Source organism: Paraburkholderia sp. BR10882, from assembly GCF_040948855.1.
GTDB lineage: Bacteria > Pseudomonadota > Gammaproteobacteria > Burkholderiales > Burkholderiaceae > Paraburkholderia > Paraburkholderia nodosa_A.
Window position 1 is genome coordinate 154,017 of sequence record NZ_JBFPKP010000012.1, and the last position, 11,642, is coordinate 165,658.

At 61.5% G+C, this 11,642-nt stretch carries 13 protein-coding genes; 2 read left to right on the plus strand and 11 right to left on the minus strand.

Annotated elements, in window-relative coordinates; translation table 11 throughout:
* Window positions 1–412: 412 nt before the first annotated feature.
* The gene (locus AB3X99_RS27345) at window positions 413–1,090 is read right to left on the minus strand and encodes an MOSC domain-containing protein (RefSeq protein ID WP_368618677.1); all 678 of its coding nucleotides are present in this window, start codon (window positions 1,088–1,090) and stop codon (window positions 413–415) included.
* Window positions 1,091–1,191: 101 nt separating this feature from the next.
* Between AB3X99_RS27345 and AB3X99_RS27350 the strand changes: the two genes are divergently transcribed.
* Window positions 1,192–2,142, plus strand: coding sequence for a LysR family transcriptional regulator (locus tag AB3X99_RS27350; protein ID WP_368618678.1), 951 nt, complete (start codon window positions 1,192–1,194; stop codon window positions 2,140–2,142).
* Between the two features lie 24 nt (window positions 2,143–2,166).
* On the opposite strand, the gene AB3X99_RS27355 is transcribed toward AB3X99_RS27350, so the two are convergent.
* From AB3X99_RS27355 to AB3X99_RS27380, 6 genes are all read right to left on the minus strand, one after another.
* Entirely contained in the window at window positions 2,167–3,210 is a 1,044-nt protein-coding gene (locus AB3X99_RS27355; protein ID WP_368618679.1) for an NAD(P)H-dependent flavin oxidoreductase, read from the minus strand.
* A gap of 3 nt (window positions 3,211–3,213) precedes the next feature.
* Window positions 3,214–3,768, minus strand: a complete 555-nt coding sequence (locus AB3X99_RS27360) for a cytochrome b (protein WP_368618680.1) — start codon at window positions 3,766–3,768, stop codon at window positions 3,214–3,216.
* A gap of 23 nt (window positions 3,769–3,791) precedes the next feature.
* Entirely contained in the window at window positions 3,792–5,462 is a 1,671-nt protein-coding gene (gene actP, locus AB3X99_RS27365; protein WP_368618681.1) for a cation/acetate symporter ActP, read from the minus strand.
* Complete coding sequence (locus tag AB3X99_RS27370) at window positions 5,459–5,770, minus strand: DUF485 domain-containing protein (RefSeq protein ID WP_069263593.1); 312 nt, start codon at window positions 5,768–5,770, stop codon at window positions 5,459–5,461. Before AB3X99_RS27370 ends, actP begins: the two co-directional genes overlap by 4 nt.
* A gap of 184 nt (window positions 5,771–5,954) precedes the next feature.
* Window positions 5,955–6,119 (minus strand): hypothetical protein, encoded by a 165-nt coding sequence (locus AB3X99_RS27375; RefSeq protein ID WP_176732865.1) that lies wholly within the window; start codon window positions 6,117–6,119, stop codon window positions 5,955–5,957.
* A gap of 188 nt (window positions 6,120–6,307) precedes the next feature.
* Entirely contained in the window at window positions 6,308–6,511 is a 204-nt protein-coding gene (locus tag AB3X99_RS27380; protein ID WP_069263591.1) for a DUF2970 domain-containing protein, read from the minus strand.
* A 435-nt stretch (window positions 6,512–6,946) separates the two neighbouring features.
* Between AB3X99_RS27380 and AB3X99_RS27385 the strand changes: the two genes are divergently transcribed.
* Window positions 6,947–8,398, plus strand: a complete 1,452-nt coding sequence (locus AB3X99_RS27385) for a PLP-dependent aminotransferase family protein (RefSeq protein WP_342948917.1) — start codon at window positions 6,947–6,949, stop codon at window positions 8,396–8,398.
* Window positions 8,399–8,403: 5 nt separating this feature from the next.
* On the opposite strand, the gene AB3X99_RS27390 is transcribed toward AB3X99_RS27385, so the two are convergent.
* The 4 genes from AB3X99_RS27390 to AB3X99_RS27405 form a co-directional block, all read right to left on the minus strand.
* On the minus strand, window positions 8,404–8,631 hold the full coding sequence (locus AB3X99_RS27390; RefSeq protein WP_069265966.1) for a hypothetical protein: 228 nt from the start codon (window positions 8,629–8,631) through the stop codon (window positions 8,404–8,406).
* A 338-nt stretch (window positions 8,632–8,969) separates the two neighbouring features.
* Complete coding sequence (locus AB3X99_RS27395) at window positions 8,970–9,944, minus strand: LysR family transcriptional regulator (RefSeq protein WP_368618682.1); 975 nt, start codon at window positions 9,942–9,944, stop codon at window positions 8,970–8,972.
* Between the two features lie 201 nt (window positions 9,945–10,145).
* Complete coding sequence (locus tag AB3X99_RS27400) at window positions 10,146–10,490, minus strand: response regulator (protein ID WP_176732913.1); 345 nt, start codon at window positions 10,488–10,490, stop codon at window positions 10,146–10,148.
* A gap of 206 nt (window positions 10,491–10,696) precedes the next feature.
* A complete protein-coding gene (locus tag AB3X99_RS27405) occupies window positions 10,697–11,356 on the minus strand; it encodes a response regulator transcription factor (protein ID WP_069265964.1) in 660 nt (219 codons plus the stop codon).
* Window positions 11,357–11,642: the final 286 nt, after the last annotated feature.

An 11,642-nucleotide genomic window follows, 5' to 3' on the forward strand; every position in this document is an offset into this window, starting at 1 on the left:
TCAGGAACAAACTGAGCGTTGGACGCAGAACCGAAAACTGCCAAGGCGCCGGGAGCAGGACGCCGGCCAGACTGAAGCAGAAGTAACGAGCCGGAAATGCAGGAAACGCCTCCTGAAATAAGGCGACACACAGGATTCGCAGTCTTCGATTGACGTGGTGGGCGCCGCCGGTGCGGCGCCTGCCACATCTGTGCCGATGCCCTGGCGCGTGCGCGCTCACCAGAGGGCGTCAACGCCTACCTCAAACACATCTCGCATCGGAGCATGTCGACCAGTCTCGGATCCTCCTTGACCGGGTTCGACAGACTTTATGCGCAGTTTGCCAATCGTACCGATTAGTCAATTTACGGACGGAACGCCCGCCGGAGCCTGCTCTAATACCGAAGAGTTTCAACAGCCTTAGTTGTCCCCATCACCGGCGCGCACGCAGCCACTTTTCCCGTTCACCCAGGCGCCGCTTCCAGTCAGGCGCAAGGCCCGGAACGGCGATCAGCTCGACCAGCGCATCGATGGACGGGCGATGCGACAACTGCACCTTCCAGAACTCGTCGATGGAGAAGCGCTCCGTTTGCCGGTCGACGAGCGTGATAGCGTCGCCTGGCGCAATCATGCCGGGGCACAGGACTCGGTAATACCACCCGGTGATTCGCCCCTCGGCGATATGCATCGACATGCGCTCGACGCCGAAGCGATGATTAATCTTCCAGCACGGGCTGCGCGGTTGCGAGACCTGCAGTATGGCGCCGCCGACCTCGTAGATATCGCCGATGTGCACGTTGCGTTCGGACAGCCCCCGAGCCGAGATGTTCTCGCCGAGACTGCCGGGCACCAGGGCCGCGACGCACTCCGCGAATGCCTCCGCGATGCGGACGTAATTCTCAGCCGCGTAGTGATGAACGGCCTTTTCCGGGCCGCCGTGGATGCGCGGATCGCCATGCTCGTCGCCGACAATCCCGTGCACTTCCACGCGAGCCGGTCCGGCCATGGGCCGTTTGAAAATGCCGCTGCGCTGCCCTTCGTGGTCCAGATAACCCATCCCGCCGGCGAACAGGCACTCGATGTTCGTACTCGACACCATCTCCACGTGCATCCCCCCGTTCGCGTTTACGACACTGTGCTCGCGCCGTTCAATCCAGTAAAGTGATGGAAAGTGATGAAATCCATCATTAATTGTGATTCCTGGAATTCGCCATGGAGATGCGTCAGCTGAAGATTTTCTGTGCGGTGGCGGAGCACGGCAGCTTCACAGCGGCGGCCGAGAAAGTGCACACCGTGCAGTCCAACGTCACGATGCGCGTCAAGGAACTCGAAGCCGAACTCGGTCAGCCACTGTTTATCCGGCAGAAGAGCGGCGTGGTCCTCACTTCGGCCGGGCAAACGTTTCTGGGCTACGCCCAGCGCATCCTCCAGCTCACTGAAGAGAGCCGCAACGCGCTGCTCGATACCGCAACGCCGGCAGGCACGCTGAGGCTCGGCTCGATGGAGACGACCGCTGCGATACGCCTGCCCCAGGTGCTGGCCAGATACCGCGAGAAGTATCCTCAGGTCCACTTGTCACTGCTCACCGGCACGACCGCCGAACTGATCAAGGCCGTCGAAAGCCATCGCCTCGACGGCGCATTCGTCGGCGGTCTGCACCAGAATCCGGTACTTGCGCAAGACGAGGTCTTCCAGGAGGAGCTCGTCCTCGTGAGCAGTTGCGAGTTCGCCTCGCTCGGCGAACTCATTCACGTCATGCCGCAGCAGACGGTGCTGGTCTTCCGCACGGGCTGCTTCTATCGCTCCACGCTCGAACACTGGTTCTATCAGGTCGGGCTCGTGCCCAACCAGGTGCTCGAACTGGGCACGCTCGACGGCATCCTCTCATGCGTGGCCGCAGGCATGGGCGTGACGTTGTTGCCAAAGGCCGTTGCGCAAAACTATGCAGCGCGCCAGGCGATCGCCCTTCACGCGCTCCCGCGCGAGTTCGCCAACGTCAAGACGGTCTTCATCCGCCGCAACGACACGCTCGCGACACCGGCATTGAGCGCGTTTGTCGCGCTCGCGCGCGACCAGCTCGCGCTTTCCAGTGACGACACGAAAGCGAAGCGCACGAATACGCCGAATCGCAAGAGCACGCGGCGTTCGACGGCAGCGGCCTGAGCACCGCCGTCGAACGCACCAGGGTCAGAATGCGGCGCGGCACTCGGCCGACTCCACTTGCGGCAATGCACGGCTTGCGCCGTATGCCAGGCCATCGAGCATCGCCTGGGCATTCGCCGCAACCGTCGACGCCGGCAGACCCGCCACCAGTTCCGCCACGCGCTCGGCCGCCGGCACCACGCTGTCGATCTTGCTTACGCCCTGCCCCGCATAGAGCGAAAGCTTCTGCGCCATGCGCGGTTTGTCGATCATGCGTGCACCGCCGCCAACGAAGCGCAGCAGGTTCCATTTGTCGCGATTGGGAATCACACAATGGGGCGTGCCGTACGGCCAGCCGAACGAATACCCGGTGCGATACTCGATGTCGTCCACGCTGGCCTCGACGATCTTTTGCTTGTATAGCGGGTGCGCATTCGATTCGTCGGTCGCAACGAACGCGGTGCCCACGAGCACCCCTGACGCGCCAAGCAGCATCGCAGCCCGGACATCATCGCGCGTCGTGATGCCCCCAGCCGCCAGCACGGGACGCCCCTGCGCGACCTCGCAGATCGCGGGCAACAGCGACATGACGCCGATCGTCCCCCGGTTGAGGTGGCCGCCGCTTTCGCTGCCCTGTGCGACGACGATATCCGCGCCGTTCCGGATCGCCTGCCGGGCGAGCGCAACAGACCCCACCTGAACCATGACGATCATGCCTGCATCCTTGGCACAAGGGATCATGTCTGCCGCATAGTCTTCGGCGTAGAACAACGAGAGCATGCGCGGCCGCTCCTGCAATACGACCTGGAACTGCGCTTCGAACACGGTCGGGCCGCCAAACTTCGGCACGAGATTCACGCCGAAGGGCCTGTCCGTCTGCTCCCGCGTTTCCCGTATCCATCTACGCAGCGCTAGCGGCGGCAAACGCAGCCCGCCAAGCGTCCCCATGCCGCCGGCATTTGCCACCGCGGCAACGAGCTTCGGGCCGGAGATCGCCGCCATGCCGCCGAGAAAGACGGGATAGCGGACACCGCACAGTCGCGTGACTACGTTCCCGCCGAATACCGATACCGATTTGAATTCGCTCATCGCTCAAAGCTCCACGTGTTTGCCAAGCATCCGCTTGAGGGCGTCATTTCCCAGAGCGAAATGATTCTTCAGTGCTCCGAACAGATGCAAAGCGAAGCCCAGCAGAAACGCCGTCGCCCCGATATCGAAGAGAATATCCACGACCCGTTGCACCGCTACGCTGGGCTCGATGAGCGTGGGGATCGCCAATCCCCACGGCAACTCGACGGCGACACCGGCTGCCGCCCGGGAAAGCCATACGGCAACCGGCAGAAGCACCACGGCGAGCGCGAGGCCCACCGCGACGGAGCGGCTGACGATCACCTCGACGGGGTTCGGCGTGCCCACGGGCAGCGGATGATACGAAGAAAGCCGCGCCCAGAGCCGGTAGATCGACACGACGAACAGCACGGCCCCCAGCAGATTCTGCGTACGCACGAGACTCAGTCGTTGCGCGTCGTCCGCGGTAAACATGAGCGCGATGCCGCATCCGGCGATCGACAACAGCAGCGCTGCCACGACCCAGTGCAGCGCGATCGTGATGGGCGAAAAGCCCAGACCGTTGTCACGCATTTGCATGATTGTCTCCTTGTTGGCGTTCTCTAGTGGCTCACCGCTCCGGACGCGCCGAAGCCGGTCTGCGCGCGGATGGCCTGTTCGCCGAAGTCGTCCCGCTCGCGCTGCGCGCGCTGGCTGCGGTCCGTAACGGAACCCAGCCAGGCGCACAGGAACGCGATGCTCATCGACACGATGGCGGGATAGTCGTAGGGGAAGATCGCCTTCGCATGGCCCAGCACCGTGACCCAGATGGCGGGCGACAGAATGACGAGCGTGACGGCGCTCACGAGGCCCGCGATGCCGCCGGTGAGCGCGCCGCGCGTCGTCAGCCCATTCCAGTACATCGAAAGCGCGAGAACCGGAAAATTTACCGAGGCGGCGACGCCGAAAGTCAGTGCGACGAGGAAGGCGATGTTCTGATCCTTGAACACGATGCCCAGCAGCACCGACACCACGCCTATGCACACCGATGCGATTCTGGAGACCCGCCGCTCGCTCGCGGGATCGGCCCGGTTCTTCTTGAGCACCATCACGTAGAGGTCATGCGAGATGGCGGAAGTACCCGCCATCGTGAGCCCGGACACGACAGCGAGGATGGTCGCGAACGCAACGGCCGAGAGGAAACCGAGCAGCAGATTGCCGCCGAGCGCCTGAGCGAGATGCATGACTGGCATGTTGCTGCCGCCGATTAGCTTGCCGCCCGTCAGGCCGCCCACATAGAACGACGGGTTGCTGCCGACAATCGCGATCGCCGCCACGCCGAGCACCATGATGACCAGATAAAAGAAGCCGATGAAGCCCGTGGCAACGAACACCGACTTGCGCGCTTCTTTCGCATCCGGCACGGTAAAAAAGCGCATGAGGATGTGCGGCAGCCCCGCCGTGCCGAACACCAGGCCGATCGCGAGCGAAATCAGCGCAATGGGATCGGACACCTGCCCGCTCGGCAGCAGAATGTGCGTGCCGTTCCTGTGCGCGGCGACCGCCTGCTCGAACAGCGCGTTCAGCGAAAAGCCAAACCGGTACAGTGCGAGAACGGCCAGCAATGTGCCGCCGAACAGCATCAACGCGGCCTTGATGATCTGCACCCACGTGGTGGCCACCATGCCGCCGAAGGTCACATAGACCACCATCAGCAGGCCGACCACGATAATCGCGTCGTTATAGGGAAGGCCGAACAGCAACTGGATCAACTGCCCCGCACCGACCATCTGGACAACCAGGTAAAAGCAGACGACGGTCAACGAACCGAAGGCGGTCATCGTGCGGATCCGGTTCTGGTCTAGCCGGTACGATGCGATGTCGGCAATCGTCACGCGGCCCAGATTCCGGATGCGCTCCGCGAACAGGAACAGCAGCAGCGGCCACGCGACGAAAAAGCTGATCGCGTAGATCACGCCGTCGTAGCCGTGGAAAAAGATCATGCTGGTCACGCCCAGCAACGCCGCCGCCGACATATAGTCGCCGGCCAGCGCCATGCCGTTCTGGAATCCGGTGATGCCGCCCCCGGCGGTGTAGAAGTCGTCCATCGAACGGGTGCGCGACGCCGCCCAGTACGTGATGCCCAGCGTCGCCACGGCGAAGACGAGGAACATCGCGATCGCCGTGAGATTGAGGGGACGCTGTTCGACGCCGTGCAGAACCCCCGCAGCCGCCGCGTGCGTCGCGACACCCAGCAGGAGCGGGAAGACAAGAGCAAGACCAGCGCGCCTCATGGTTTCGCTCCCGCCAGGATCTCGGCGGTGAGCGCGTCGAATTCGCCATTGGCCCGGCGAACGTACAAGCCCGTGAGACACCAACTGCCGACGATCAGCGCGACGCCGATCGGCCAGCCGATATTGACGATACTGTCTGCGGAAAGCCGGATGGCCAGCAAAGCGGGGGCGAATCCGACGAGCACAATGAACGCGCAATAGGGAATCAGCGTGATGGCCGTCAGCCAGGCAATGTATCTGCGCCGGCGTTTGACCAGCGTGGCGAACAGGGGATTGCTACGAATCCCATGCAGGGTCGTGGGGTTCATCCGATTGTCTCCGTCCATGGAAGGTGTCCGACATGCCCTCTCCCGTGATATCGCCGTTGATCCACTGGGGGCCGCCGCTTCTCGTGAACTTCACAATAGGTCGAACCAAAAATCTCATCAAATGATGTTTCGTGATGGCTGCAATCTGTTTGAGTGAAGCGTGGCGCTTGCCATCACGATTCAATCAGACGCGCTTGCCAGATTCGGCTTGCCTGTGCGCCTCGAGCAGCGCGGCAAACCGTTCCAGCGCGGCCACGCTGCTGTGAACGGAGTGGTATTCCTGCTGGCCGATGCGTGCGTCGAGCACAACCGTCATGCCGGATTGTCGGGCGAGATTGAGGATATCCATCTCATACTCCTTGCCTGAAAACTGGGCGAATCGCGTCGCGTGATATGCAGCGCCTCTTGATAGTCAGATTACGCGCGGCACCACAAAGATCAACGCGGCGCCGACGAAATCACCGTTATGAAACGCCGAACAATCTCGCGTCTCACGATGCTTCGCCGCCGCCCCATGTTTTCGGCAACACCGCATGCTCAGAAGCCTTGTGCGGTTCCCGTAGAATGCGCGACCAGCAGCACGACGCCCAGTATGCAAGCCCCGATCATCGCGGCCAGCGCGACCGCCACGAACGGCAGCCACTTGAAGTTCACGCTGGCCAAATCGGCTTCGTGCGACGCGCTCTTGCGCACGCCGAAAAAGCTCCACAGAACCATGCGCATCATTCGAACGAGTTCCATCATTGACTCCGGTTACGTCGATCAGGTGGATCGGATAGCCTGATCTTCAACCTTGCGCGTTACCAAAAAAAGCAGCAGTTGCGAACGATTCGAGCGACGCAGCCGATTCACGCGCCGGTAGAACCCGACAAAGAAACGCCCCGGTACTCACGCACCGGGGCGAAAGGCTTGCCACGCTACAGGCAAAAAGAGCCGCAAGCTCTGCGGGTTTAGGTGATGATCCAGGCACTCGCGCAGTTATCCCGGCGCATCCCGGGAGAACAGACCCGGACTGCGATGCGCACTGGCCGCAATGATCCGCCCTCGCAGCAAGCGCGTATAGAAGCAGTCGACGCATAATTGACCGTAGCAGATCGGATTCGCGGTCGTGCGCACCATGAGAAAATCGCTCGAAGCACGAGTCCACCCATGACCTCTTTGGAAGAACCGGCACGCATGACACGCTACGAACGCCTCGCGCAAAGCATGGCCGCCGAGATTCGCTCCGGCAACCTGAAGCCGGGCTCGCGCATGCCGTCGCTGCGGCAAATCATTGCGCAGCACGGTGTCAGTCAGTCCACGGCCGCGCGTGCCTACTACGTGCTCGAGCAGTGGGGCCTCGTGCGCGCCGAAGAACGTTCGGGCTACTACGTCGCGCCGCTCTCGAAGCCCAACAAGACGGACTCGCGCGCAACGACGGGCGAGTCCGCCACCGTCGATATCAGCGAGCTGGTGTTCTCGGTGCTCGACGCCGCCAAGCGTCCCGGTATCGTGCCGCTCGGCTCCGCCTTCCCTTCCCCGTTGCTGTTTCCGCTGTCGCGCCTGGCGAAATCGCTCGGCCAGGCCGCGCGCAGCGTGAGCCCGTGGAGCACGGTGGTCGATCTGCCGCCCGGCAACGAGAACCTGCGGCGGCAAATTGCGCTGCGCTACATGCGGGTTGGCATCTCGCAGCCGGCCGAGGACATCATCATCACCAACGGCGCGCTGGAAGCGCTCAATCTTTGCCTGATGGCGGTCACGCAGCCCGGCGATATCGTCGCCGTGGAATCGCCGGGCTTTTACGCGGCGCTTCAGGCGATCGAACGGCTCGGCCTGCGGGCAGTCGAAATTCCCGTGGATACCGCCACCGGGCTCGACCTCGACGCGCTGGCGCAAGCGCTGGACAAGCACCCCATCCGTGCCTGCTGGTTCATGACGAATTTCCAGAACCCCACGGGCGTCACGTTGTCGGCGGCGAAGAAAGAAGCGTTAGTCGAGCTGCTCGCGAAACACGAGGTCCCGCTCATCGAAGACGATGTGTACGGCGAGTTGCACTACGCGCCGAACTATCCGCCGCCGGCCATCGCGTTCGACCGGCGTGGCCTCGTCATGCACTGCGGCTCGTTCTCGAAGAACCTGGCGCCGGGTTATCGCGTAGGCTGGGCGAGCGCTGGGCGCTTCGCGGAACGCGTGCAGCGCCTGAAGCTCATGACGACGATCTCGGCCAGCATTCCCGCCCAGGCCGGCATTGCCGACTACCTCGAGCATGGCGGCTACGAGCGTCATTTGAAGAAGATTCGGCTGGCCATGCAGACGCAGCGCGATGCGATGATCGAGGCGATTCGCCGGTGGCTGCCTGAAGGCACACAGTACACGCGGCCCGAGGGCGGCTATTTTCTGTGGCTCACGTTTCGCGAGCGCATCGACGCCATGGCGCTCCATCGTCTCGCGATCGAACGTGGGATCAGTGTCGCGCCCGGCCCGCTCTTTTCCGCGTCACGCGCATTCGAAAACTGCATACGGCTCAATTACGGGCATCCCTGGTCGGCGCGCATCGATGAAGCGATCCGCACACTGGGCGAACTGCTCGTTCATCCCGATGTGTGTGCACAATCGCGCTCGATCGATGCGCGCGGCACCAACCCATAGCGACCTTAACTGCCAAAGAACAGGTTGCAGAAACTCGCCGGGCCCACACAGGTCTTGGCGTCCCGTGCCTGCGTCTTGGCCGGACGCTGCGGCGCCTGATACGTATTCGCCCGGGACGTATTGGTCTGGGCCGTTTGTTGAGCATCCGTCTGCGCGGGAGCGACGGATTCGGCGTGGACAGCGAAGCTGGCCGACAGCGAACAGGCGAAGAGGACAGCAGTAAGCAATTTCATTTCAATCTCTCTAGCAAGGTGATGGAGGCGACGCCTCCGGGGAAACAGCCTGGCCAGATTAATCACTTTCACCAATCAAGAGAATCCTGCAACCGCGGGAATGATCCTTCCATTCCATGGGAGTATCGAGAATCCGGCTCGCGCACAACACGCGGCCGCTCACAGCAGACAAACACGGCTCAAATCCACCGTGCGGCGATAGACATTCCTGTTGAGCCAGGGAACGAAGGTGTATTCGTCATAAGCAGTACTGCCAACGAATATCCAGTTGTGCAATACGTAAGACATCGCTACCTCTTCGGCGTAGAACGAATTCGTTTGCCTCTCGCGGCAAGCCGTCACGACATCATCGCGAGAGCTTCACTTCGCTTCATCGTTTGCGGTATGCGTATGACGTCATCGGTACCCGCCTTCGCAGGCGCCCGAAAGTACTCGATGCAAAAGTCGACGAACATTCTGAGCCGTGCCGGGATCAGTTCACGGTGAGCATAAAAAAGGCATAGTTCAACGCGGCTATCGGATGCCGTGCATTCCGGCAGGACGTGCACGAGATGTCCCATATCGATATCTTCGCGAATCATGGTTTCAGGCAGCGTGGCAATGCCGGTGCCGTCGAGCGCTGCCGCGCGCAGCAGCACGTCGTTGCCTTCCATCGACGAATTGGGCGAAATACTCACTTTCCGGCCGCCCTCATGAAGTTCGATGAAGTCCGCACTCTTCTTTCTCGTTTCCGGATCGACGAGCAGAAAATGGTTGGGGAGCTCCGCAGTGGATTCCGGCACACCGTATTGCTCGAGATACGCGGGCGCGGCTACGAGAATGCGTGGCGAGCGCAATAGCGTGCGGCGAATCACGGTGGACTGCTCGACGAGCTGAGGCGGAAGAATGGCGATATCGAAACGGCCGTCGAACAGATTCGTGACGTGGTCCTCAACGGAAACCACCAGACTCACATGAGGAGCGATGGCGCGATAGCGCCGCATCAACCGCGAAAACGCGCCGTTCACCAGTGTGGGGTGCACGACGAGCCGCAACTTTCCGCCATTGACCTCGTGCTCCATCGCAATGCGCCGATTCGCTTCGTCCAGTTCTTCGAGCAGACGGCAGCAAATCAGGTAGTACGATTGCGCGGCGTCCGTCAAGGAAACGGACCGCGTAGTCCTGAGCAAGACTCGCGTCTGGACGCATTCTTCGAGCTTTGCGATCGCTTTCGACACGGACCCAGTCGTCACATTCAATGACTCGGCGGCCTTGCTGAAACTCTGATACCGCGCAGCGGCGACGAATGCACGCAACATGTAAAGCTGATCCATCTCGCACCTCACAAGTGTTTTGCCCTGCCCGACGATTCAAAGCGTAGGCGCGCAAGCCGCGCGACGGTATCGTCCGATGTGGTGTGATGTCCTATGCAGCCGCGTGCGCGTCTAATACATCCGGATGGCCTGCATGGGCGGCCGGCATAGCCGCCGTTTCGCCAGGCCCGGCAGCGCCCGAATTTCAGGCGTTCGGCCGCATCACTTTTTCAGCAATTCACTAATCCGTGCGAGAAGTCCTGCGTCATCCACGGGCTTCGAAAAGAAACCGGCGGCGCCGTTATTTTTTGCGCGCTCGCGCACGTCCTCGGTCACATACGCCGTCACGAAAATGACGGGGATGGGACGCTTCCATCGCTTGATCGACTCGAGCAGCGCAAAGCCGTCCATGCCCGGCATCTGGATATCGGCGACGACGAGTTTCAGTGTCGAGCGGCGCGTATCGTCCAGAAGATGGTGTGCGGATGCGTAGTCGATCACGTTCCAGCTTGCCGAACGCAGCGAACTGGACAGCGCCATCCGGACGGATTCATCGTCGTCCACCATGCCGATCGTCGCAGGCGGCCGCGCTGGTTTTATCTGGGGTCCGGTGGCCATCGAAATGAGGCAGAAAGGTAGAATCTTTCTGCAAAGTACAGGCGCGCCGAGGGGGCAGCAATCACACTATCGGATGATTCTTGTGACAGTGCGTATTAGCGGGGCGAGATCCGTGCGCCGACGCAGGCAGCCATGGCGCAGCGAATGCAAAATGCCTATCTGGCGCTCTGCGGAGCCGGCTGCACCTGCTGCAACTTCTTGATGAGTTCGGCCACGGAGCGTGCATTGAGTTTGTGCATGGCCTGGGCCCGATGGATCTTGACCGTGACCTCGCTCAGGCACAGCAGGTCCGCGATCTGCTTGTTCAACAGACCTTCCGAGACCAGACCGATGACTTCGCGCTCGCGCGCCGTGAGCGAATCGTACGCTTGACGAATACCCGCGACGAGCCTCGCCTGGCGCCGCAATTCGCCATCGCGTTTGAGCGCGGCGGCGATCGTGTCGAGCAGATCCTGGTCCTTGAATGGCTTCGTCATGAAATCGAAAGCGCCCGCTTTCATCGCCTTGACGGTCATGCCGATATCGCCATGTCCCGTCAGGAAGACGATGGGAAATCGAATGCTCTCCTTGAAGGCTTCCTGCTGAAGCGTGAGGCCGCTCTCGCCGCGTAACCGGATGTCGAGAATGAGGCAGCTCGGCACGTCCGGCATTTGCACGGCGAGAAATTCGTCAGCCGATTCGAACGCCCGCACCTCGATGCCCACTGACATGAGCAGACTGGTCAGCGCACCACGAATGGACTCGTCGTCGTCGATCACGTACACGAGCGAGTCCGGTAGTTGTTCACTTCGCGTCCCAACGCTATCGTGTTTCATCGCTCGATCTTCGAAAAGTTCGTGATGGCGAAAAAGTGCCGATGCTCGCCATATGGTAAGCAATAGCAAGACTTATCGCCACCGCTTGCACACCGTGGGCGATGACTTCCTTTGAAGCAGGCACCCACATAAATCATACTTTTCAGCCTCGCTCTTTTTCGCGTACCACGCCTGGGACCTACGCGGCTCATCCCTGCGTATGAGGGACCACATGCCGGCAAGATGCAGCTTCAGCCATTCGGAGAATGGTCAGCCTGGCGCTGCACGCCTAACCTTTTTCCAGTGG

What these genes read in the sequence shown, in the direction of transcription:
- AB3X99_RS27400 (WP_176732913.1), bottom strand. Translation starts at nt 10,490, where the DNA reads ATGGTGGACGACGATGAATCCGTCCGGATGGCGCTGTCCAGTTCGCTG.
- AB3X99_RS27395 (WP_368618682.1), bottom strand. Translation starts at nt 9,944, where the DNA reads ATGGATCAGCTTTACATGTTGCGTGCATTCGTCGCCGCTGCGCGGTAT.
- AB3X99_RS27360 (WP_368618680.1), bottom strand. Translation starts at nt 3,768, where the DNA reads ATGCAAATGCGTGACAACGGTCTGGGCTTTTCGCCCATCACGATCGCG.
- AB3X99_RS27345 (WP_368618677.1), bottom strand. Translation starts at nt 1,090, where the DNA reads ATGCACGTGGAGATGGTGTCGAGTACGAACATCGAGTGCCTGTTCGCC.
- AB3X99_RS27355 (WP_368618679.1), bottom strand. Translation starts at nt 3,210, where the DNA reads ATGAGCGAATTCAAATCGGTATCGGTATTCGGCGGGAACGTAGTCACG.
- AB3X99_RS27380 (WP_069263591.1), bottom strand. Translation starts at nt 6,511, where the DNA reads ATGGAACTCGTTCGAATGATGCGCATGGTTCTGTGGAGCTTTTTCGGC.
- AB3X99_RS27370 (WP_069263593.1), bottom strand. Translation starts at nt 5,770, where the DNA reads ATGAACCCCACGACCCTGCATGGGATTCGTAGCAATCCCCTGTTCGCC.
- actP (WP_368618681.1), bottom strand. Translation starts at nt 5,462, where the DNA reads ATGAGGCGCGCTGGTCTTGCTCTTGTCTTCCCGCTCCTGCTGGGTGTC.
- AB3X99_RS27385 (WP_342948917.1), top strand. Translation starts at nt 6,947, where the DNA reads ATGACACGCTACGAACGCCTCGCGCAAAGCATGGCCGCCGAGATTCGC.
- AB3X99_RS27375 (WP_176732865.1), bottom strand. Translation starts at nt 6,119, where the DNA reads ATGGATATCCTCAATCTCGCCCGACAATCCGGCATGACGGTTGTGCTC.
- AB3X99_RS27390 (WP_069265966.1), bottom strand. Translation starts at nt 8,631, where the DNA reads ATGAAATTGCTTACTGCTGTCCTCTTCGCCTGTTCGCTGTCGGCCAGC.
- AB3X99_RS27405 (WP_069265964.1), bottom strand. Translation starts at nt 11,356, where the DNA reads ATGAAACACGATAGCGTTGGGACGCGAAGTGAACAACTACCGGACTCG.
- AB3X99_RS27350 (WP_368618678.1), top strand. Translation starts at nt 1,192, where the DNA reads ATGGAGATGCGTCAGCTGAAGATTTTCTGTGCGGTGGCGGAGCACGGC.